Source organism: Streptomyces sp. NBC_01166, from assembly GCF_045039765.1.
Lineage (GTDB): Bacteria > Actinomycetota > Actinomycetes > Streptomycetales > Streptomycetaceae > Streptomyces.
The window spans coordinates 134098-156282 of record NZ_CP108613.1; the positions used below are offsets into that span (position 1 = coordinate 134098).

20 protein-coding genes and 1 pseudogene are annotated in these 22185 nt (G+C 69.3%); 13 read left to right on the forward strand and 8 right to left on the reverse strand.

The genetic code is table 11. The features are described from left to right. Positions 1-5: 5 nt before the first annotated feature. The 4 genes from OG379_RS00695 (at position 6) to OG379_RS00710 (ending at position 3898) form a co-directional block, all read left to right on the forward strand. Positions 6-908, forward strand: a complete 903-nt coding sequence (locus OG379_RS00695) for an SDR family NAD(P)-dependent oxidoreductase (RefSeq protein ID WP_405658146.1) — start codon at positions 6-8, stop codon at positions 906-908. 16 nt (positions 909-924) lie between these two features. Beyond that, a complete protein-coding gene (locus OG379_RS00700) occupies positions 925-1809 on the forward strand; it encodes an amidohydrolase family protein (RefSeq protein WP_405658149.1) in 885 nt (294 codons plus the stop codon). A 113-nt stretch (positions 1810-1922) separates the two neighbouring features. Continuing rightward, on the forward strand, positions 1923-3437 hold the full coding sequence (locus tag OG379_RS00705; protein ID WP_405658151.1) for an acyl-CoA synthetase: 1515 nt from the start codon (positions 1923-1925) through the stop codon (positions 3435-3437). Beyond that, positions 3434-3898 (forward strand): MaoC family dehydratase, encoded by a 465-nt coding sequence (locus tag OG379_RS00710; RefSeq protein WP_405658153.1) that lies wholly within the window; start codon positions 3434-3436, stop codon positions 3896-3898. The genes OG379_RS00705 and OG379_RS00710 overlap by 4 nt, the downstream gene beginning before the upstream one ends. Before the next feature lie 840 nt (positions 3899-4738). Here OG379_RS00710 and OG379_RS00715 read toward each other — a convergent pair. Beyond that, positions 4739-5185 (reverse strand): hypothetical protein, encoded by a 447-nt coding sequence (locus OG379_RS00715; protein WP_405658155.1) that lies wholly within the window; start codon positions 5183-5185, stop codon positions 4739-4741. 145 nt (positions 5186-5330) lie between these two features. On the opposite strand from OG379_RS00715, the gene OG379_RS00720 reads away from it, so the two are divergent. The 5 genes from OG379_RS00720 (at position 5331) to OG379_RS00740 (ending at position 10823) form a co-directional block, all read left to right on the forward strand. Next, positions 5331-5978 carry a hypothetical protein gene (locus tag OG379_RS00720; protein ID WP_405658158.1) on the forward strand — a complete coding sequence of 216 codons (648 nt, stop codon included), beginning with the start codon at positions 5331-5333 and terminating at the stop codon, positions 5976-5978. 430 nt (positions 5979-6408) lie between these two features. Beyond that, a complete protein-coding gene (locus OG379_RS00725; protein ID WP_405668351.1) occupies positions 6409-7383 on the forward strand; it encodes a LacI family DNA-binding transcriptional regulator in 975 nt (324 codons plus the stop codon). A 299-nt stretch (positions 7384-7682) separates the two neighbouring features. After that, positions 7683-8774 (forward strand): non-reducing end alpha-L-arabinofuranosidase family hydrolase, encoded by a 1092-nt coding sequence (locus OG379_RS00730; protein ID WP_405658161.1) that lies wholly within the window; start codon positions 7683-7685, stop codon positions 8772-8774. A 43-nt stretch (positions 8775-8817) separates the two neighbouring features. Beyond that, complete coding sequence (locus tag OG379_RS00735) at positions 8818-9726, forward strand: alpha/beta hydrolase family protein (RefSeq protein ID WP_405658164.1); 909 nt, start codon at positions 8818-8820, stop codon at positions 9724-9726. Between the two features lie 65 nt (positions 9727-9791). After that, entirely contained in the window at positions 9792-10823 is a 1032-nt protein-coding gene (locus tag OG379_RS00740; protein WP_405658167.1) for an endo-1,4-beta-xylanase, read from the forward strand. Between the two features lie 449 nt (positions 10824-11272). On the opposite strand, the gene OG379_RS00745 is transcribed toward OG379_RS00740, so the two are convergent. Together OG379_RS00745 and OG379_RS00750 are read right to left on the reverse strand one after the other, a co-directional pair. Next, positions 11273-12108, reverse strand: a protein-coding gene (locus tag OG379_RS00745) for an IS5 family transposase (RefSeq protein ID WP_405658168.1) whose coding sequence is annotated in 2 segments (ribosomal slippage) — positions 11273-11727 and positions 11727-12108 — 837 coding nt in all. Because the reading frame shifts where the segments join, the coding sequence is not laid out codon by codon here. A gap of 126 nt (positions 12109-12234) precedes the next feature. Further along, complete coding sequence (locus OG379_RS00750) at positions 12235-14025, reverse strand: beta-propeller fold lactonase family protein (protein WP_405658170.1); 1791 nt, start codon at positions 14023-14025, stop codon at positions 12235-12237. A gap of 492 nt (positions 14026-14517) precedes the next feature. On the opposite strand from OG379_RS00750, the gene OG379_RS00755 reads away from it, so the two are divergent. Continuing rightward, the gene (locus tag OG379_RS00755) at positions 14518-14889 is read left to right on the forward strand and encodes a hypothetical protein (protein ID WP_405658173.1); all 372 of its coding nucleotides are present in this window, start codon (positions 14518-14520) and stop codon (positions 14887-14889) included. 317 nt (positions 14890-15206) lie between these two features. On the opposite strand, the gene OG379_RS00760 is transcribed toward OG379_RS00755, so the two are convergent. Then, a complete protein-coding gene (locus OG379_RS00760) occupies positions 15207-15911 on the reverse strand; it encodes a tectonin domain-containing protein (protein ID WP_405658175.1) in 705 nt (234 codons plus the stop codon). 1068 nt (positions 15912-16979) lie between these two features. Between OG379_RS00760 and OG379_RS00765 the strand changes: the two genes are divergently transcribed. Together OG379_RS00765 and OG379_RS00770 are read left to right on the forward strand one after the other, a co-directional pair. Further along, complete coding sequence (locus tag OG379_RS00765) at positions 16980-17864, forward strand: hypothetical protein (protein WP_405658177.1); 885 nt, start codon at positions 16980-16982, stop codon at positions 17862-17864. 41 nt (positions 17865-17905) lie between these two features. After that, positions 17906-18907, forward strand: a complete 1002-nt coding sequence (locus tag OG379_RS00770) for a TauD/TfdA family dioxygenase (RefSeq protein ID WP_405658180.1) — start codon at positions 17906-17908, stop codon at positions 18905-18907. A gap of 207 nt (positions 18908-19114) precedes the next feature. Here OG379_RS00770 and OG379_RS00775 read toward each other — a convergent pair. From OG379_RS00775 to OG379_RS00785, 3 genes and pseudogenes are all read right to left on the reverse strand, one after another. After that, positions 19115-19543: pseudogene (locus OG379_RS00775) on the reverse strand (ATP-dependent DNA ligase); the annotation flags it as partial. Between the two features lie 692 nt (positions 19544-20235). After that, positions 20236-20907 (reverse strand): enoyl-CoA hydratase-related protein, encoded by a 672-nt coding sequence (locus OG379_RS00780; protein WP_405658182.1) that lies wholly within the window; start codon positions 20905-20907, stop codon positions 20236-20238. A 45-nt stretch (positions 20908-20952) separates the two neighbouring features. Further along, complete coding sequence (locus tag OG379_RS00785) at positions 20953-21537, reverse strand: TetR/AcrR family transcriptional regulator (RefSeq protein ID WP_405658184.1); 585 nt, start codon at positions 21535-21537, stop codon at positions 20953-20955. A gap of 204 nt (positions 21538-21741) precedes the next feature. Here OG379_RS00785 and OG379_RS00790 point away from each other — a divergent pair, with 204 nt between their 5' ends. Next, positions 21742-21951 carry a hypothetical protein gene (locus tag OG379_RS00790; RefSeq protein WP_405658186.1) on the forward strand — a complete coding sequence of 70 codons (210 nt, stop codon included), beginning with the start codon at positions 21742-21744 and terminating at the stop codon, positions 21949-21951. 40 nt (positions 21952-21991) lie between these two features. Here the strand turns inward: OG379_RS00790 and OG379_RS00795 are convergent, their stop codons facing one another. Next, entirely contained in the window at positions 21992-22063 is a 72-nt protein-coding gene (locus OG379_RS00795) for a DUF6233 domain-containing protein (protein ID WP_405668352.1), read from the reverse strand. Positions 22064-22185: the final 122 nt, after the last annotated feature.

Here is a 22185-nt window from a genome sequence, read left to right on the forward strand (position 1 = left end):
CACCCATGGACCTTTCCGGCAAGACCGCCGTCGTCACCGGTAGCGGGCGCGGCCTCGGGCTCGCCTATGCCCGCGCCCTGGCCGCCGCCGGCGCCTCGGTTGTCGTCAACGACGTCGATGCGCAGGCCGCCGAGGCCGCCGTCAAGCAGATCTCCGGGGACGGCGGCCGCGCGGTCGCAGAGACCGTCGCGGTCGGCACCGCCGAGGCGGCCGACGCGCTGGTCGGGCGGGCCGTCGCCGAGTACGGCCGGCTCGACGTGTTGGTCACCAACGCGGGCGTGCTCCGCGACCGCGTGCTGTGGAAGATGTCCGACGACGATTTCGACACCGTCCAGCAGGTGCATCTGCGCGGCACGTTCACCTGCGCCCGCGCCGCCGCGATCCGCATGCGCGAGCAGGGCGGCGGCGGCCGCATCATCGTCGCCGGCTCGCCCGCGGGGCAGCGCGGCAACTTCGGCCAGACCAACTACGCCGCCGCCAAGGCGGGAATCGCCGCGATGGTCCGCACCTGGGCCATGGAGCTGGCCAGGGCCGGCATCACCGCGAACGCCGTCGTCCCCAACGCGGCCACCGAGATGACGAAGACGATGCCGCTGTTCGCCCCCCACATCGAGGCGTACGAGAACGACGGCACGCCGTTCCCGGACGCCCTGCGCAAGGGCATCGCCTTCGGTACCGCCCAGGACTGCGCCGGACTGGTCGTCTTCCTCGCCTCCGAGGCGGCCGCGGACATCACCGGCCAGTGCGTCGGCATCGGCGGCGACAAGCTGTCGCTGTGGTCGCATCCCCAGGAGATCTCGGCCGCGTACGCCGACGGCGGATGGACGGCCGACGCGATCGCGGCGGCCTGGCCGACCTCGGTGGGACAGCGCCCGGAGTCCTACGGCATCCCCGCTCCGAAGCTGTAGAGGAGGCGACCACTCCATGGCTGGTATCGATATCGACGCGATCAACGCGATCGACGTACACACCCACGCCGAGGTGTCAGCGCGCGGGCAGGGCTCACTCTCCGCCGATCTCGAGGACGCCTCCAGTAAATATTTCAAGGTCGAGGGTGGCCACCGCAAGCCGACCCTGCCCGAGATCGCCACGTACTACCGTGAGCGGAAGATGGCCTGCGTCGTCTTCACCGTCGACGCGGAGGCAGCGACCGGCATCCCCGCCGTGCCGAACGAGGAGGTCGCCGAGGCTGCCGCCGAGAACCCTGACGTGATCATACCCTTCGCCTCGATCGACCCCGCCAAGGGAAAGGCAGGCGCCCGCGAAGTGCGGCGGCTGGTACGGGACTTCGGGGTGCGCGGCTTCAAGTTCCATCCCAGCGTGCAGGCCTTCTACCCCAACGACCGCTCCGCGTACGTCCTGTACGAGGCGATCGAGGAAGCCGGCGCGATCGCCGTCTTCCACACCGGCCAGACCGGCATCGGCGCCGGCACGCCCGGCGGCGGGGGCATCCGCCTGAAGTACTCCAACCCGCTGCACATCGACGACGTGGCCGCCGACTTCCCCGGCATGCCGATCATCATGGCCCACCCGTCCTTCCCCTGGCAGGACGAGGCCCTGTCGGTGGCCACACACAAACCGCAGGTGTACATCGATCTGTCGGGCTGGTCGCCGAAGTACTTCCCGCCGCAGCTCGTCCAGTACGCCAACACGCTGCTCAAGGACAAGGTGCTGTTCGGAACGGACTACCCGCTGCTCACCCCTGAGCGCTGGCTGAAGGACTTCGCCGCGCTGCCCATCAAGGACGAGGTCCGGCCGAAGATCCTCAAGGAGAACGCGGCACGGCTGTTCGGCTTCACCAAGGACTGACTCGAGGACCGGCCCGGGGCACCGGCCCGAAGGCCTATTCACCGGGTGGCGACCCGCCGAAAACCGGCCCCGCCCACCCACACAGCTATCGAGGGACGCGAAGGAGCTCCCGCATGCGCGACCAAGGCATCGGATCCTGGACCGCACGTCGCGCCCGTAAGACCCCGGGCCGCGTCGCAGTGGTGCACCGCCAGGACGACCGGATCACCCGTCACACCTACGCCCAGCTACACGATCGCACCACCCGCCTCGCCCGCCATCTGCACACCCTCGGCGTCCGCCGCGGCGACCGGGTCGCGTTCCTCGGACCGAACCACCCCGCCTTCCTCGAGTCGATGTTCGCGACGGCCCGGCTGGGCGCGGTGTTCGTCCCGCTCAACACCCGGCTCTCCCACGCCGAGTTGCGACACTGCCTCAGCGACTCAGGCGCGCGCCTGCTCGTGCACACGGTGTCGTTCGGCGCGTTCGCCGGTACCTGCGGAGCCGTCCCGCTCGTCACCGTCGACGACACCTACGAGGACGCCCTCGCCCAGGCCTCCACGTCCCCGGTCGACGAGGCCGTCTCCCCCGACGACCTCGCGATGATCATGTACACCTCGGGGACCACCGGCCGCGCGAAGGGCGCCGCTCTCACCCACTCCAACCTGACCTGGAACAGCGTCAACACCCTGGTCGACGGCGACTTCGCCGCCGACGAGGTCACACTCCTGTCGGCTCCGCTGTTCCACACGGCGGCCCTCAACATGACGTGCCTGCCGACCTTCCTCAAGGGCGGCACACTCGTCCTGGAGGAGTCGTTCTCACCCTCCCGCACCCTCGCCCTGGTCGAGGAGCACGGGGTGACGTTGATGTTCGGTGTGCCCACGATGTTCGCGCAGATCGCCGCCGAGAAACGCTTCGCAGGAGCCGACCTGTCGTCCGTACGGAAGCTGATGTGCGGCGGAGCCCCGGTCCCCCAGGCCCTGATCCGTACGTACGAGGCGCGCGGTCTGCGCTTTGTCCAGGGCTACGGCATGACCGAGGCGTCACCGGGCGTGTGCCTTCTCGACGCCGACAACGCCCTGGCCAAGGCGGGAAGCGCGGGCCTGCCGCACTTCTTCAACGACATCCGGATCGTCGACCCGTCCGGCATGGATGCCGAGCGCGGCGAACTGCTCGTCAAGGGCCCCACCGTCATGTCCGGCTACTGGGGCCTGCCCGAGGCGACCATGGCGGCCCTCTCGGACGGCTGGCTCCGTACCGGAGACGTGGCGGTGGCGGACGCCGATGGATACGTCACGATCGTCGACCGCGTCAAAGACCTGATCATTTCTGGTGGGGAGAACATCTACCCGGCCGAGGTGGAACAGGCCCTGTACGAGCACCCGGCCGTCGCCGACTGTGCCGTGATCGGCGTGCCCGACGCGACATGGGGCGAGGTGGGCCGCGCAATCGTCGTCCGCACACCGGGTTCCGAGGCCGACGCCGACGCGATCCTCACCTCGCTCGACGGGCGGCTCGCCCGTTACAAGATCCCCAAGTCCGTCGTCTTCGCCGACGCGCTGCCCCGCACCGGCGCCGGCAAGCTGCTCAAACCCCGCATCCGCGAAGCCTACGGAACCCACCCTCTCCCTGGAGCCGACTCATGACCGCACTCCGTACCGTCACCGGCCTCGACGAGATCAAGGCCCTCACCGGCGCCGACCTCGGCCGCACCCACTGGCTGGAGATCACCCAGCAGCGGGTGAACACCTTCGCCGACGCCACCGGCGACCACCAGTGGATCCACACCGACCCCGAACGCGCGGCCGCCGGCCCCTTCGGCGCCCCGATCGCCCACGGCTACCTGACGCTCTCCCTCGTCATCCCGCTCTTCAATGACCTGCTCGCGGTCGAAGGCATCTCGATGAGCATCAACTACGGCCTGGACAAGGTGCGTTTTCCCAGCCCGGTGAAGGTGGGGGCGAAGATCCGACTGCACGGCACCGTGGATGCCGTGGACGAGGTCAAGGGCAACGGTGTCGAGATGCGACTGACCTTCACCATCGAGGTGGAGGGCGTGGAGAAGCCGGCGTGCGTGGCATCGGCGCTCTACCGCCACTACGCCTAGCGGCAGAGAACACGCCGACTCCCACCGCACCCTCTGGTCCACGCGGGCACCGGCCCCGTACGGTGCGGCAGCCCCTGCGTGTACGACCAGGTCCGGAGTGTCAGGTGCGCAGGTTCGCGGCGAACGACGCGGTCCCGCGCACCGGCGTCCGCAGGCCTTCCGGAAGAGGCGCCATCGCGCGGCGCCCTCGCCCGGATCACACAGCCCGGCTGGTCCGCCCTGTCCGGGCGGACCTGCCCGGCGCCCCGAGCTGTCCCTGCCCACCGCGCACCGTCTGGTGGCCACGCTGAGGCTTTGCGTAGCACCCGGTACACCGGCGCCAGCTGCAACGGCCCGGCGCGTCGGACCCGAGGCCCGCTACGTTCCAGCCCCGGACTGCCCCCGGGTGGCTGGCACGCCAGTGGTGTTCTACGGCGAGGGTGCGGCGCTCGGTAGTCCGTACGGCGGCCGGGCGTCGCCGGTGCGCAGAGGGCGGAGCCTGTTGGTGGACACGTAACTGATCCGCACGGGCCCTGGTTACCGGCCCGTCAGCCGAGCCGCGATCCTGGACCGCAGCCGCGTCGCCTGTTCAAGGCCGGCGGCGGTGTAGGCGTGCTCGACCGCCCCTGGGACCTCGTCGAGCCGCGCCCGGCTGCCCACGGCATACACCAGGGGTCGTAACGGATCGCTCCGGGCGCGACATCCACACACACGGTCCGGCCAATGGGGTCGATCGCGGTCACGCATCCAACGTCCAGCTTGACCGATGTACCGCTGAGCTGTTGCCGCAACGACGGCTCCGCCCGTCGCTGCCCGGCGGCAGACCTGCGTGACCGGCGCCCACGACGACGAGGCGATAGCTCATCTGCATGTCTTCCTCTCCGGACTACGGCGGCCTTCGCCGAGACGTTGGTCAACCAGTCCCCGTGCATCGGCATCAGCCGCTGATCTGGCCAGGGCAACCGCCCAGGCGATGTAGAAGACGTTCACCACCAACCGAGCCACCGCACCGACCGGCCGCTCCAGCAGCCGGGGTAGATCCGGCCGCGCGCGTCGAAGCGCGTCCACGTGGGACACCGGGTAACAGGCGAGCAGGACGGCGGCGGTCCAGCCCCCGACCGGTCGGCTGCACGGAACCAGCACCAGCGCACCTACCAGGGCCTCCGCCGCCCCTGTGACGGCCACGAGGAGCCGCTCCCGGCGGAGCCACGCGGGTATCAGCCTGCAGAAATAGCCCGGGGCCAGGAAATGCATGACCCCGGTGACGACCAGGAACACCGCCAAGGTGACGGCAGCGGTAGCGTGCATGGCACGATGATCTGCTCACCTCGTGCCTGGGCACTTGCACAAAACGATCGCCGCATCGTCTTAGCCTCCGGTACCGAAGCGACGATGTTCGCCCAGACCCGCCCGTTCCATGTCGCCCTGCCACCGACTGCCAGCGTGGAAGGCCGTGCTGCCGATCAGCGGCCACGCCGAACTCCGCCAGCCGGGACGGCCCTTGGTTGCGGCGTCCCGGCTGATCGTTCCGCCTCAGCTGGCCCACAGCTGTGCGGCGACCTCGCCCTACATCGCCCTGTTCATCGATTCCTGGCTGCTGCCCTCCTGCCCGCAGCCGATACAGCTCGATGCAGGCCAGGTCCGCCGCGTGTTCGCCGCGCTCGGCTCCACCGGTTCCCACGGCCCCGACGCCGACGTGGACCTGGCCGCCGGATACACCGAATTGCGGGCACGGGCCGGGCACCCGGCCCCGCTCGACCCGAGAGTCGCTTACGCCATCCACCAGTGCACGTTGCGAGACCGGGACATGCCCATCACCTCAATCGCCGACAAGGTCGGTCTGTCTGCCCCGCGGCTGCGCGGCCTGGTTCGGCAAGACGTGGGCCTCGCGCTCCCGCTTGCGCCGATGGGGCCGGCTCCGCACCGCCACCGCCTACCTGCCGGATTCGACTGCCGCCCTGGCCGCAGCCACCGCGGGCTTCGCCGACCAGGCCCACCTCACCCGTACTGCGCGGGACTTCATGGTTTACACCTGCCTCGCTGCGACACGCTGTGGACCGCCCGTCTGCGTGCGGAGAACGCCCGGCCTCGGGTCGGCTGACACTTCACAGTCCTTGGGACGCCGACCGTCTCCATGATGACGCGGATCGAGGGTCGTAGTGCCGCGTCCTCCCCGGGTCTGCGACCTGCACGGCATCCGCCGAAGCATGGGCAGAGTCGGCTCGAGCCCTGCCAACGCTCTGGTCGAGAGCCTTGGCAGGGATCGAAACGGGAGACGGTGCCGGAAACTGTTCGCGACGATGAGTCAGGTGCGGCTGGAAAATTTCAGTGGCTCTCCCCCTACAACGCCCGCCGCCGGCACAGGGCACGGCCTGCCTGTCCCCGATGGAGTTCGAAAAGCAGCACCACAAGGAGGCTAAACTCTCCGCACCATGATCCCCCCTGTCCACAGTCCGGGGATCATCTCAGACAGTCATGGGGGTGCGTCGGTGGACAGCGGGAAGGCCGCGCAGAGTGACGGGCCGACGTCGGTGAAGATCGCGCATATCGCCGAGCTGGCGGGCGTATCAGTGCCCACGGTGTCGCGGGTGCTCAATAGCCGACCAGGGGTGTCCTACGAGACCCGGGCCCGAGTCCAGGATCTGATCGACGAGTACGGCTACCGCAAGTCCTCCGACAACAAGCAGAAGTTCGTAGAGCTGATCTTCCGAGAGCTGGAGAGCATGTGGGTGGGGGAGATCATCCGCGGTGTCGAGGAGGTGGCCCGCAGGAACCGCGCCGGCGTCGTGGTCTCCAAGTTCGGCCTGCACGACGCCGACGCCTCGGTCGACGACACCGTGGGACGACGCCCCCTGTGTGTGCTGTCGGTGTTCCAGCTCCCTGAAGCGGAACGGGAGCGACTCAAGGCGAAGGGCATCCCCTACGTCGTCTTCGATCCGGTGGACGACGTTCCCGACGGTGTTCCCTATGTCGGCGCCACCAACTTCAGGGGAGGCCAGTCGGCGACGCGCCACCCGATCTCGCTGGGACACCGGCGCATTGCCATGATCGGCGGCCCCGATCACGCGTTCTGCCTGGCCCGGGCGGCGGGCTACCGGTCCGCTCTCGAGGCGGCCGGGCTCCCCGTGGACCCGGATCTGATGGTCCGCACCCAGCTCACGCGCGAGGGCGGCCAGGCCGCCGCACGCACACTGCTCGGCCTGCCTGACCGGCCCACCGCGATCGTCACCGCGAACGACATGCAGGCACTCGGTGTCTACCAGGCGGCCCGCGAGGCCGGTCTGCGCGTCCCACAGGATCTGAGCGTGGTCGGCTTCGACGACATGCCGGTCGCGGTCTGGGCCGATCCACCGCTGACGACGGTGCATCAGCCGTTCAGCGAAATGGCCGCCTCCGCCACCGAGTTGGCCCTCGCGCTCGGTCGTGGGGAGAGGGTGCCGCAGCTCGGCCTGGAGGTTACCACCAAACTCGTGGTCCGACAGAGCACGGCCCCACCGAAGAGCTGAGCGCGGCTCCGTCGGCGAAACCGAGCGCGGCGTCCGGCTCGACCAAGTGTGCCCCGGTGTCTTACAAGTCACCCGCTCACCATAGGTGTTGAAATTTTCGCGCAAACCTTTCGGAGCCAGGACCGAAATATTGCGCGCAAAGTGTTGACCGGGCTCCGTCAAACGCTCCATTATTCCTACGTCCGAAGATACGGCCGCCGTCCGGTATATCGACCACGCTGCGGTCTGGGCCGGGGCCGTTCAGCCGGCCAAACCCACTTCACCGCATGCGCACCAGTCGAGCCGCTATGGAGTTGCCCATGCCCTTGACGCATCGCCTCCGCCCCCGCCCCTGTCGCCGCCACACCTATGTGGCCCTGCTCACCGCCCTGCTGACGGCGTTCTTCGCCCTGCCGGCCGAGGGAGCGACACCGGGGGGCACCCTCCGGCAGAACCTGCCGGGCAGTTTCCGGTGGTCATCCACAGGACCGGTGATCTCACCGCAGCAGGACGGCAGTAACTCCGTCGCCGTCAAAGACCCGTCGGTGGTGCAGGACAAGGACGGCAGATGGCACGTCTTCATGACCACCGCGAGCACCTCCGGCGACTGGAGCCTGGCCCACACCAGCTTCTCCGACTGGCCCCAGGCCGCCGGTGCGAAGCAGACCCACCTGGAGACCGCCTCCGGCATCGGCCCTGGCTACCGTGCCGCCCCGCACGCCTTCTACTTCGCCCCCAAGGGCGAGTGGTACCTCGTTTACCAGACCGGTCTGCCGTCGTACTCCACGACGAAGGACATCAACGACCCGACCAGCTGGTCCGCGCCGAAGAACCTCATGAACAGCGTGCCCGACGTCGTCCGGCAGAACATCGGCAACGGCAACTGGCTCGACTTCTACGTGATCTGCGACGACGCGAAGTGCTACCTGTTCTCCGCGGACGACAACGGCCACGTGTACCGGTCCGAGACCACCGTCGCCAACTTCCCGAACGGCTTCAGTAACACCCGGATCGTGCTCGAGGACTCCCGCTTCGCGCTGTTCGAGGGAGGCGCGGTCTACCGCGTCAAGAGCACCAGCACCTACCTGCTGATCTGGGAGGCCATCGGCAGCGACGGCAACCGGTACTACCGCTCCTTCACCTCCAAGGGCCTGACCGGCACCTGGCAGCCGCTCGCCACCACCGAAGCCAACCCCTTCGCCCGCTCCACCAACGTCACCTTCCCCGGCGGCGCGTGGACGAAGGACATCAGCCACGGCGAACTGATCCGCGCCACCAACGACCAGACCATGACCATCGACCCGTGCCACCTCCGGCTCCTCTACCAGGGCCGGGACCCCAACTCCAGCGGCGAGTACTCGCAGTTGCCTTACCGACTCGGCCTGGCCACTCAGGCCGACTCCCCCTGCTGAGACCTCCCTCCCCCACCCACTCCCCCCACGCAAGGAGTCACGCATGTCGTTAAGTCGACGTACCTTCCTCGGCCTGACCGCCGCCGCGACAGCGGGCCTGAGCACCCCCCTGCTCGGCTCCGCACTGCACCATGCCTCCGGCGCCGAACTGCCGGCGTCCGGCACGGAGTTCGCTGTCGGCGTGCGCCAGTTCAACTGGAGCCGCGGTCCCCGCTCGCTGTTCACCAAGGTCTTCTACCCCACCCCCGGCACCCCCGGCGGCTCCCCCGTTCCCGACGCCCCTCTCGCCGACGGTGTGTTCCCCGTCGCCGAGTGGAGCCACGGCATGGGCGGCAACTCCGACTCCTACGCCTCGCAGACCCATGCAATAGCCTCCGCCGGCTTCATCTGCCCCGCTCCCTCGTTCTCCGACAACACCAACCTCGGCTCCGTCTACGGAGGCGAATGGTCGAGGGACGTCTCCGAGGTCATCACCCGGACCCTGGCGCTCAACGACGCCACGGGCGGCCCCTTCGCCGGGCACATCGACACCGCGGCCGGCGTCGGCGTCTCCGGGCACTCGATGGGCGGCATGACCACCCACGGCCTGGTGACCGCCTGGCCCGACAACCGTATCGTCGCCGCAGTCCCGGTCGCCTGCGTGGACATGGGCGCCCCCGCCGCCTCGGTCCGTGCGAGCGTGCTGTTCATCCACGGCGACAAGGACCCGACCTGCGACTACGCCCTGGCGCGACGGGCGTACGACGAACTGCCCGCGCCCAAGGCGTTCCTCACCCACCTCGGCGCGGACCACGCCGCGTACCTGAATCCGGGCTTCCCCACCTTCGGCCGGACCCAGAGCACCCTCGTGGACTGGTTCCGGTGGCGTCTGCACGACGACACCGCCGCCCGCGACCGCCTCCCCGCCGACGCCACCGGCTCCGGCACCCGCTGGGAAGCCACCCTGGCCTGACGGCCGACGGCCGCACGAGTCCAGGCCCAGCACTGCCACCCACCCCCACCAGAGAGGGACACGCAATGACCGGCAAATCCTCCCGAAGGCGCGCCCCACGACGTACCCGGTCGGCGGTCACCGTCGCGGCGACCGGCGTCCTGGCGGCAACGGCCGTCGTGGCGTTCTCGCCCACCGCTCAGGCCGCCGAGACCCTCGGCACCGCGGCCTCCCAGAGCGGCCGGTACTTCGGCGCCGCGGTCGCCCCCCACCTCGGTGAGACGGACTACGAGTCCACTCTCAACCGGGAGTTCTCCAGCGTCGTCGCCGAGAACGCGATGAAGTGGGACGCCACCGAGCCAAGCCCGGGACAGTTCAACTTCAGCGGTGGCGATCAACTCGTCGAGTACGCCCAGCAACGCGGCAAGTTCGTACGCGGCCATACCCTGGTGTGGCACGCCCAGCAGCCCGGCTGGGTCCAGGGGCTGACCGGCGACGCCCTGCGCCAGGCGATGCGCAACCACATCTCCAAGGTCGCCGGCCACTACGCGGGCAAGATCGACTCCTGGGACGTGGTCAACGAAGCGTTCGAATGGGACGGCAGCCGTCGCCAGTCCAACCTCCAGCGGCAGCTCGGCGACGGCTGGATCGAGGACGCCTTCCGCACCGCGAAAGCAGCCGACCCCAAGGCCAAGCTCTGTTATAACGACTACGGCACCGACGGCATCAACGCCAAGAGCGATGCCATCTACCGGATGGTCCAGGGCTTCCGCGCCCGGGGCGTTCCGATCGACTGCGTCGGCTTCCAGAGCCACCTGGCCTCGAACTCCAACCTCAGCACCTACCGGCAGAACCTCCAGCGCTTCGCCGACCTCGGCGTGCACGTGCAGATCACCGAGCTCGACGTCGCCGGCTCCGGCGCGGCACAGGCCAATGTGTACCGGCAGGTCACCCAGGCGTGCGTGGCCGTCGCACGGTGCAACGGCATCACCGTGTGGGGCGTCACCGACAAGTACTCCTGGCTCGCCCAGGACACTCCACTGCTCTTCAACGGCAACTATCAGAAGAAGGAGGCATACGGCGCGGTCCTCGCGGCGCTGAACAGCGCAGCGAGCTGAAGCCGGGCCGGGGCCCGGCGGCCATGTCGCCGGGCCCCGCATCCGTACGCAACGTGTGGCCGTTCGTGGTCCGCACACGATCGAGGGCACTCACGAGGCGTCGTCGGTCGGCGAATGCATGGCGCATGGACGCAGGACCATGAGCGAGCTTTCCAGGGTCGTCACCATGGCTGGTCCCGGCGCTCGTAGGAGGTGGGGACTTGCGAAACGCGTCGATCGTGTCCGTGACCGCCGGCGCGTGCACAGCGCCGGCCTTCGCCGCCTCCGGCGCGGTGCCGCCCATCTCCCGCACCCACCGCCCCACCTCCGACGCAGCCGACGCGAGCCCAGCTGTCGTCAGGTTCCACATATCCGGGCGTACCGGCCGACCGTTCGCCGGCTGTGCGAGGTCCGGCCGACCGACTCCACCCAGCCGACCGAGCGCAGATCCTTGCACGCCTTTAGAGCTCCTAACAAAGGCGTTGGACGTGGCGGTGGGTGATGAGGCAGGTGGCAAGGCCGAGGAAGGCTTCGTGGATGTCGTCGCGTCGTTCCCACCGGACGCGGAGACGTCGGAAGCCGTGGAACCAGGCGATCGTGCGCTCGACAACCCAGCGATGAATCCCGAGGCCGGAGCCGTGCGCCACTCCGCGGCGGGCGATGACCGGTTTGATGCCCTGAGCCCAGACCAGGCGGCGGTACTTGTCGTGGTCATAGCCGCGGTCGCCGAGCAGGACGTCGGGCCGTCGACGTGGCCGTCCCACGAGCCCTGGGACCGACGGGATCTTGGCGAGCAGGGGCATCAGCTGGGTGACGTCGTTGCGATTTCCGCCGGTCAGGGACACCGCGAGCGGGATGCCCTGACCGTCGACGAGGATGTGATGCTTGCTGCCCGGCCGCGCGCGGTCGACCGGGCTGGGGCCGCTTTTGGGCCGCGCCGAGCGGCCCGGACGTGGGAAGAGTCGATCACCGCCCGCGACCAGTCGAGCTGTTTCGCCGCTCGCAGCCTGGCCAGCAGCACGACGTGGAGCCGGTCCCAGACTCCTGTCTCATTCCGGGCAGCGAGCCGGCGCCAGCACGTCATGCCTGAACCGAAGCCCAGCTCCTGCGGCAGGTACTCCCACTGGATCCCGGTATGCAGCACGAACAGGATGCCGCACAGCGCTTGGCGGTCAGGAACTCTCGGCCGGCCGGGCACCAGCTTCGGCGCCGGAACAGGCAACAACGGCTCGACCAACAACCACAGTTCATCCGAGACGATCCACGGACGTGCCTCTCTCTTCCCCACGTACAGCCCAACGAGCATCCAAGCCGACAGTCACATCATCTGAGGCTTCTGTTAGGACCTCTTAGCCCAGCCGGGCGCTCGGCATCGGACGGCCGAGTGCCGCGGTGTGCGGGCGCGGACTCGAGGTGTCTCGAGAGAGAGGGGTTAGGGGCAGGTGACCAGGATGATGGACAGCGCGTTGCAGGTGACGGCGGCGGTGTCGTTGGGGGGGTTGGTGTCGGTGGGTGCGGAGGCGGTGCGCTGGCCGGTGACGGTGACCGGGCCGAGGCTCAGCAGGCCGAGGGGGACCCGGAAGGTCTTGTTCACGCTCGCATTGTCGGCGATGGTGCCGTAGGTGCAGGTCAGGGTGGAGGCGGCGGTCGTGCAGCCGGTGGAGAGGTTGGTGGCTGCGGCGCCCGGTGGGAGGGTCGCCTTCACGGTCGCGGAGGTGACCGCGTCGGGGCCGGTGTTGTGGGCGGTGAGGGTGTAGGTGATGTAGGGGGCCAGGATGCCCAGGCGCGGCTGGGCGGTGAGGTTGACGTCGATGTCCGCGGTCGGCGGGGTGGCGACAGTGGTGGACTTGGCCGCGGTGTTGTTGCCGGGGACCGGGTCGGTCTCGGTGGCGTTGGCGGTGGTGGTGGCGGTCAGGGTGCCGGCCGCGGTCGGGGTCGCGTGCACGGTGATGGTGGCCGAGGCGCCGTCGGCGACCGTACCCAGGGCGCACGTGATGGTCGGCGCGGTGATGAGGCAGGAGCCCTGGGAGGCTGTGGCGGAGGTGATGGTGCGGGCGGTGCCGGTGAGGGTGATCGTGGCAGTGGTGCCCGTGGCGGCGTCGGAGCCGTTGTTGCCGATGGTGGCGGTGTAGGTGAGCGGGTCGCCGGCGTTGACGGGGTCGGCGGAGTCGGCGACGGCCACGGTCAGGTCCGCCTCGGGTACCGCGGTGACGGCGGGGGCGAAGGCGACCGCGTAGGGAAAGGAGCCGAGCGCAAAGGACGCGGTCACGGTGTTGGTGGCGGTGTCGATGACCGACATGGTGCCGGCGTAGCCGTTGGGGACGTACACCGAGGCGCCGTCGGGTGTGACCGCGGACTCGAACGGTCCGTTGCCGACGCCGACGGTGGCGACGACAGTGTTGCTGGTGGTGTCGATCACCGAGACTGAGGAATCGCTGTTGTTGCTGGCGTAGGCGCGGGTGCCGTCCGGGGGCAGGGAGAGGCCGAACGGGCCGATCCCGACGGGGACGGTCGCGGTGACGGTGTTGGTGGCGGTGTCGATCACCGAGACGTTGTGCGAGTTCTGGTTGCCGACATAGGCACGGGTGCCGTCCGGGGTCACCTTGATGACGTTCGGCTTCTGGCCGACGCCGACGGTCGCGGTGACGGTGTTGCTGGTGGTGTCGATCACCGAGACCGTGTTGCCGTTGTTGTTGGAGACGTAGGCGCGTGTTCCGTCCGGGGACAGGGCGATGCCGAACGGGAGAGCGCCGACCGCGACGGTTCCGGTGACCGCGTTGGTGCTCGTGTCGATCACGGAGACGGTGTTCGCGCCGGAGTCGGCGGTGTAGAGGGTGTCGCCGTCCGGGGACACGGCGAGCTTGATGGGGCCGGTGCCGACCGCGATGGTCTCGGTGACGGTGTTGGTGGCGGTGTCGATCACCGACACCGAGGCCGAGCCGTTGTTGGCGGCGTAGACGGACGCACCGTCCGGGGACACCGCCACCCCGATCGGGGAGGAACCGACGGGGATGGTCGCGACCACCGTGTTGGTGGCGGTGTCGAGCGCCGTCACGGTGTTGTCGAGCAGGTCGGCGACGTACGCCACCGGGGCGGACGGCGCTGCCTGCGCGGCGGGGGCGGGCAGCGCGACCAGCCCGGTGATGGCGAGCGCGCCGGCGGCGACCAGCGCGGAGAATCTGAGTCGCAGACGCGACGGGTGTAACGCGGAACGTGAGGACATCAGGTGCCTCAACCCTTCTTCGAGGCCCGCCCCGGCGTCAGGATGTCAGAGGGGCGACCCGCAGGGGCCGCGTGTTCACCGGCCCCCGGTCACCGCCACCGGGACGTACCCGCAACGGAGCGAACATCCCTGGCGGCCAACGACGTTGGCCCCCTCGACTCCCCCAGCATGACACCCCGAACTCCCGCATCAGGTCGGAACGAACACATGCCCGCTTTCCACACTCGAGCAGACGCCCTGTCAGGTCGTTGTCGCCTCGCTTGTCGGAGTTCCGAGTCCTTGCGGGATTCGGCCATGGCAAACCCAGAAGGTCCCCGCGCCTGCTCGCCGGTGAGCAGATGGGCCACTCGGCCGCAAGTCTCCTCCTCCGCGGCCAACGCGCGCTGCCGACCTTCTTCAGCAGCGAGACCACATCCGGGCCACCACCTTCGCCGAGCGCAGGTACTCACACCCCAGCCGGAACAGCGCAGGCCCCAGGAGTCGTGCTCCATCGTGCGGGCCAGCAGGAACGCTTCCAGCTCCTCGAGCTCGATCGCCTCCGCCTACTTCCACGACAGGTACGCCAAAATCTCCCCGCAAGTGATCTGCTCGGGTCTGCTCGCGCTCTCCGTAGGCCGCAGAGTCGGCGACGGCGACCCCGAGCTGCCTCGCCAGACGTCACACCGCTGCTGGCGGCGCGGCGAGGACATCATCGGGAACGAACCCAGCCACCCCTGTTTCTCCTGGAATGCCGCGCGCTGGGGACCGAACGGTCAGCTCGGCGGAGCCCCCTCCGCGAGGGCGGGTGCGTACGAGATGGCGGCGGCCTGCTCTGATCACGAGGGCTCCTCGCCGGTGCCCGTGCTACCCATCTCGGCGGACTGAGGGCGCCGGCCGCTTTGAGTCCGGGGAACGGCGATCGCGTACGCCACGAAGGCCGAAGCGCAGCCGGAGAGCAACGCCCTGGCGGGCCTCCTGGGAGCCGGCCGTCGCCCCTGTTGCCTGGTCGGTCCGCACGACCTGGTGCGCGTTCCTCGCATGCATCCCGGACCTCGATAGGAGCTGAGGCTCTGTGTTCCTGGGGCGGCCGGTGCCCGCGCCACCCGCTTCGGCGGCCGTTGGGCTGCCCCGGTTCGCGGGGGCAGACGTGCGGGCCCCGGCCTTGTCAGGCCGGGGCCCGCACAGTCAGTTGAGCATTGGGGTCAGCTCGGCTGGTCGCCGGTGTACCGGTAGATGTCGCCGGCGCTGTTGACGTGCCAGGCGGTGCCGTCCGCTCCGGCTGCGATGTCGGTGGCGGTGCCGGGGATGTTGACCCACGGGTTGGCGTCGTTGTTGGTGTACCGGAAGATGGCGCCGGCCGCGTTGACGCCCCACACGTTGGTCCGGGAGCCCACCGCGATGCGGTTGAGGCCGCCGGTGATGTTCTTCCACGGGTTCGAGCTGTCCTGGTCTCCGGTGTAGCGGAAGATCTGGCCGCCGCTGTTGACACCCCATACGGTGCCGTCGGCGCCCGCACCGATGTCGCTCAACGCTCCCTGGATCTTGATCCAGGGGTTGGCGTCGTGGTTCGTGTACCGGTAGATGGCGTGGGCGGAGTCCACCCCCCATACGTTCGTGCGGGAGCCCGCGTCGATGCGGACGAGGCTGCCGTTGATGCTCGTCCACGGGTTCGACGCGCCCTGGTCTCCGGCGTACCGGAAGATCTGGTTGCCGCCGTTGACGCCCCACACGGTGCCATCAGCGCCTGCGCCGATGTCGCTCAGGCCTCCGGGGATGTTGATCCACGGGTTGGCGTCGTAGTTCGTGTAGTGGTAGATCGCGCTCGCCGCGTTCACACCCCACACCGTCGTCCTGGACCCCGCCGAGATGGCCGAGAGACCGCCCGCGACCTTCACCCAATCCGCCATGCCGAACACCTTTCCTCAAGCCGTTGTTGCGACCATCCTGTGCGGCCGGAGGGGGCAATAAAGTGCCTGAACGCTTGTCTTGATAACAAACAAGACAGCAAGTCATGGTTTCAGCTTCTTCTGTCCCAAGGACCAAGGCAGGCAACAGTCCGCCTGGCGTCTATTCGACGTGAAGAGCTGTCCTGCTCCCGGGGGATCGACATGATCGTCAGCCCGTGTATCGACCCGGCGGTTCGCCTTCGCAGAGACCAGTGAGGACGAGGGTGGGAACGGGCCACTGCCGCCCGGGTGCGCTCCCGTCTTGCGTAGCTACTGCGTCTCGCCGAACGGCACGACATCGGCTTCGGTGGCGTCCAGGCGGAGCCGCGAGCGAGTTGTGGGGTTTGTCCAATGAGGCCGAGGTGACCTCGCCCAGCACGCCGGGCATCGCCCCGGCTGCTGGTGACGCCTCAGGCCCCGAGCTGCAGCACAGGACAACCCTGGGCCCCCTGGTCCGCAGAGGCGAGTGCGTAAGCGATCGAGCGTCCGAGTACTTGATCCCCGGCCACCACGGCGTCCGCGCTGACCACGCCCTGCCCCACCGGATGCCCCCGTCTGCCGGGTGCGCGTGGCTCCGTCGAGGAGGCCACTGCACAGATTTGAGCGACACGTCGATCGGCACGATCCGGTACCGCGATTCCGGTCGAACCAGCCTGCGGGCTGGCCGTCCGCGCGACACCGACGGTCATCAGGGGGCACCCCACTGTCGCCCATCACCCGGCGCACCATGGCGGCGTCTCACAATGGCGCATATCAGGGTTTCGGGCGAAGGGCTCATGGCGAATTACTGTGACTATGGGCTTATCACCGGTTGTCGGGCATCCTGCTGTCGCTGTCTTTCGCGAGCCCCGAGGCGGGCGGCCCGGCCCTGCGTTGGGCTCGCGGGTCGAGGCTGAGGCAAGGCGGACTGCTCATGTGCTGGCCGGGGTGGCGACCCATGCCAGACCCCTCGAGCGGGCCCTCGCGCTACGACAAGCCACCGCAGCTGCCGGAAAGTTGGCGGCTGTCCTGTCGGATCAGGCTCCGGCCGTGGCCGGTGAAGGGCTGCCCGCCGAGTCGACCAGCCAGTCCTTTTTCCGGGTCCGTGAGGAGGAACTGTCCGATCAGCAGGCCGCCCTGCACGGCGTCCTGGTCGTCCACCGCGCCCTGGAGGACCTGTGTGAGGCGCCGCTGTCAGGCGGCGACCTGGCACTGGAGATGGCCGGGATGTGTCAGGCGGTAGTCGACCTCACCGGCGCGACAGCGGGCGCCGACCATGACCTCGACCCACCAGTCGTCGGCCCCGAGCCTTGCACAGAAGCGTCGTTGGAGGACGTGTGGAGCGCTCGGTGGCTTATCGGGCACCAGGTTCATGTCCTGTTCAATGTTTGCGCCGCTGTCGCCGTGGCCGATGCCGCCGGCCATCTGCGTAACGGCGACAGCGGCCCGGCGCTCCTGAAGCTGGCGGACGCCACGGTGTACGTGCGGGGTTTCCCTGCTGCCATGACCCACGCCAGTACGATTCCGGCCGACTACTACATGGCGGCGGTACGCCACACCATGGCACCCCCGTCGGTGGACATCCCGTTGAGCGGGCGTCAGCACCGCGGATACAAACTGTTCCGGGCGGCGATGAAGGATCTGCTGTCCGTCATTCCCGACGCCTACGATTGCCTGGCGGCCCGGGCCCCGGAGCTGGCCGAGGCGCGGGGCGCTCTCCTGGAAGCCGACATTGTCGACGGTGAACGGCACATCACCCTCGCTTACTCGATGGTGCACCTGGACCGTTCCATCGCTCAGAGAACGGAAGGCCCCGACAACGCCGTCGCCGAACTGCGGCTCATGCGGCATCGCCGCGCTGCCCAGTACGCCTCCCTGATCCGCTTCGGGGACCACTACGTCGCCGACGCCGTGGCCGGCCTGCGCCATTCGTGAGTCCACGTGTCCGCCGCCCACCCTCCCGGCAGGAGACTTTGATGGCCGAGACAACGCCTGACAACACCCCCAGCACCGGCGTCGCCCGCCGGGAACTCGACCCGGCCGACACCGCCGCGTGCGAGCAACTGGCCCGCACCTTGTGCACCGGCGAAAACCACCAGGTCGACAGCCCCGAGTGGGTGGAGCGCGCCCGCGACGCCTGGGAGGAACTTCCGCTACGGCTGCGCCGCCAAGTGCGCCGGTTTCGAAGGCATTCCGGCCCGACGGGCACCCTGGTCATCAGCGCACTGCCCGCCGGGCAGGGAGCCCTGCCCCCGACACCGGCCGTACCCGGCTCGGTCCAGCGCCGGGCAACCATTGGGGCTGCGGTGCTCACCATGGTGGCCTGCGGCCTCGGGGAGCCCATCGCTTACCTCGCGGAGAAAGCCGGCGCCCTCGTACAGGACGTGGTCCCCGTGCCCGGGCAGGAGACCTTCCACGGCAACGCTGGATCGGTTCCGCTGTCCTTCCACACCGAGAACGGCTTCCACCCTCACCCGCCCGACTATGTCGTCTTCCTGTGCCTGCGGGCCGACCACGACCGGCGTGCCGGTATGCGCATCGCCGGCATCCGCCAGGCACTGACACACCTCACCCTCGCCAGCCGTCAAGCCCTGTTCACACCGGAATTCCACACCGCCCCACCCCCCTCCTTCGGCCCGGCCGCCGGTGAACCGGACGCCAAGCCCCGAGCGGTGCTCTCCGGAGCCGTCGAAGACCCCGACATACACATGGCCCAACTCGTCACCACCCCCCTCACCCCCCGGGCCGCCACAGCCCTGACCGAATTCGGTCACGCCTGCGAGGCGACCGCCCACACCCTCCGCCTGACCCCCGGCGACCTCGTCATCCTCGACAACCGCGTCACCGTCCACGGACGCACCGCCTTCCACCCCCGCTACGACGGAGCAGACCGCTGGCTGCAACGCACCTATGTCACCACCGACCTGCGCCGCTCCCGCGATTACCGCCCCCACGACGGCCAAATACTCGCCCGGTAACCCCGACCGGCCGGGTTTCAGCGGCACGGTCTTGCCCACCAACCGCAGACAGCCGGTGCTGCCGTAGCGGCCCAGGAGCAGGACCTGGGGCCGGTGCAAAGAGCCGGTGATGGCGCTGATGAGTGCTTCGGTGGTGTTCCTGCGGCGGACCTTGGTCCAGCCCCGTACGCCGGGCCGGTAGCGGCCCGTCAGGCTCTTGGCCACGCCGCCTTCGACACCGGGAACGTCGGTCCACTCATGCAGCCACTCGTCCGCGACAGATGGGTCCGTGGTCGAGGGGCACAGCGTCCACGGCGGGCCGAGCCGGTGGTCGGCGAACAGCGCCTCCAGGACCTCGCGGCGGGGAGCGAACGAGGCGTCCAGCAGCTCCTGGCCATCAGCTTGGAGGACGTCGAAGGCGATGAAGTGGGCGGGCAGCTCGGCCGCCAAGGCGTGGGCGTTGCGGCCGGCGGTCGCGCGGCGTTGCAGGGCGGTGAAGAGCTGCCCGTCGGGGTCAAGGACTGCGAGCTCGCCGTCGAGGACGAGACCGGCCGGGAGACTGCGGGCGGCAACAGCAAGGGCAGGGAAGCGGTCCTGGACCAGCGCCCCGCGCCGGGTCTGCAACAGCCCGCCCGGGCGCAGCGGGGTGAAGAGCAGCGCCCGGAACCCATCGAACTTGGGGCTGCACCCCCGTGCGGCCGGGGCCGGTGCCGAGGGGTGGGAGGGTGTCGCGGGCTTGCGCTAGCATCGGTTCCACGTGCGGCCTCAACATCACGCGGGCTCCCTCCCGGTCGGTCAGGTGCTGGGTGTCAGGAGTCGGGGTGCGCATCCGTCTGAAGCGTCCACGAGCCCCCGGGCCAGCCTGTTGGGAGAGGCGGGAAGCGGTGCCCCTTCACGTCGGTACTCCAGTGGTGGCCCGCACCGCAGTCACACGCGTAGATCCCGCTCTCCGGCACGACCTCGCCCGGATGCCACGACTGCTGTTCCTCACTCATGTATCCGGTGTACGGCGCCCCTCCGCAGGGTGCGAGCGGGAGCGTGCCCGGCATGCTGTGACAGGCCCGGCCGGTTCTCCACCAGGTCGCCGGCCCGTCGCCGGTCCGTCGCCGGTCGGGAGCCCGGCGACGGGCCGGAACCGTCCGGCCGGGTAGCCGGGGGGGCGTCGCGGGTTGGTCCGGCGTGAGGAAGAAGCGTGGTGCCCCGTCTGCTGTGCAGGCGGGGCACCGGGTCACGTCGCTGGATCGGTCAGTCCTGGCGGTCGCCGGTGTAGCACAGGATGCAGTCGCTCTTGCGCCAGACGGTGTCGGCGGTCATCGGCTGTGTCTCCTCGTGCGTTGGGAGGTGCAGGCTCAGCCGAGCGGGTTGGTGGTGTCGCCCAGGGTGGTCAGAGCCGGTGCGTACATGCGGGCCTTGATGGTGCCGAGGGTGTCGCCGGCCTTGTTCACCTGTGCCTGAGCGATCTCGATCGCGGTGGAGCGCACGGCGTCCTCGGCGACGGCTTGGTCGACGATGCCGGCGGTCGCGGCGTCGGTGCCGCCGTAGCGGTGGGCGGTGAGCATGGCCGTGTGCGCGGTCTGCGGGGCCAGCCGGGACTGGATGAGTGCGGCCATGCCGGGGGTGAAGGGAATGTTGATGTCGGCTTCGGGCAGGCACCAGTAGCCTCGGTCGGCGCGCATGACGCGGAAGTCGTGGGCGAGTGAGAACATCGCGCCGGCGGCGAAGGTGTGCCCCTGCAGCGCGGCGACCGTGATGACCGGCAGCGACAGCATCCGCGCGAACAGGTCGTGGACGGAGACGACATAGTCCTGGTGCTGGTCGGCGTGGGCGAACAGCCAGTCCAGGTCGAGTCCGTTGGAGTAGAACTTGCCGGTGGCGGCGGTGACCAGGGCGCGAGGGCCCTCCGCCTTCTCCACCTCGTCGAGCGCGGCACTGACGGCGGTGAGCCAGTCGGGGTGGAAGCGGTTTTCTCCGTCCCCGAGGTCGAGGACGAAGACGTTGTCGTGGCGGTCGAGCGAGGGCATGGCGACTCCTTCGTTACTGATCTGACGTGCATCAAGGTCTGCGAGCTACACCTTGGGTCGAGGCCCGGATCCGGTATCCGGGCGATCGCGCAGGGCGTAGATGAGCAGGTCGTGGATCTCGGCGGCGGCCGCCTCGATCGGGGCGGTGCTCTGGTCGGCCCGGCACATGATCACCGCGCCTTCGACCGCGGCGATGATGAAGGCGCCGAGTCGGCTGCTGCGCTCCTCGGTCAGGCCGTGCCGGACGAGGAGTCCTGCGAGGGCTTCCTGCCAGCGAGCGAAGACGGCGGCGGCGGATCGGGCGAGCTGGGGTGCGTCGTCGTTGGTCTCCACGGCCACCGCCACGATCGGGCAGCCGGCCCTGAACCCGCTCTCCACGAGCCGGTCGCGCCACAACACGAAGAACGCGTCGACGGCCTCCACTGGATCATCCGCCTGCACGGCGGCATCGATCAAGCCCGCGATGAAGTCCCCCGCCAGCGCGACGGCCTCGTCGATGAGCTGCGCCCGTCCGCCGGGGAAGTGGTGGTACACCGAGCCCCGGGGGGCTCCGCTGTGGGCAAGGACCCGGTCGATGCTGGTCGCGCTCGCCCCGTACTCGCGCAGCAGAGCAGCAGCACTGAGGATCATCCGGTCACGGCTTTCACTCCTGCGCGGACTCACCTGCCCAGCACCTCCCGACGACGTGGCCTCCGCGAACGAATGGGCTACCTGTCAGTAACTTATGGGGTCTGTCATAAAACATGCAAGAGGAGTTGCAGCAGTCATTGAAGCCGCACCGGTAGGGGACTTGCCCGGCATGCTGTGACCGGCGTGGAGTCGCACCCTTAAGAGATGAGCGCGCCGATAGTCATTCACCGCCTCTCCCCCACCGGCGGCCGGCGGGTCACCATCCGCGGGCAGATCGCCGGACTCGCCCACGACGATCACGACGTCGTGGAGTTCCTGCGCCGGGCCGGGCTCCCGGACGCGGAGCAGCTGCTGGACCGGCCGGAGCGGGTGGAGTGGCGGGGCGGCCGGGCGCATACGTACGTGGCGGCTTAGACCGGGGCGGGGTGAGGACGGCGCCGGCGGTGGTGTCGGTTCAGCCCCGCAGTCCGGTGTCCGGCCGGCAGACCTCGCATGGCTCGATGTCCGGTTCCGCCAGTGCGACCATCGCGTCTTCCCGCCACCGACGAGGAGCGCTGCGGCTGGACCTTCCACGACATCTCCGCCCGCGCCCGCCGCTCTCGCTCCTCAACTTCCTGGATCTCCAGTTCACGGATGCGGCGCTCAGTC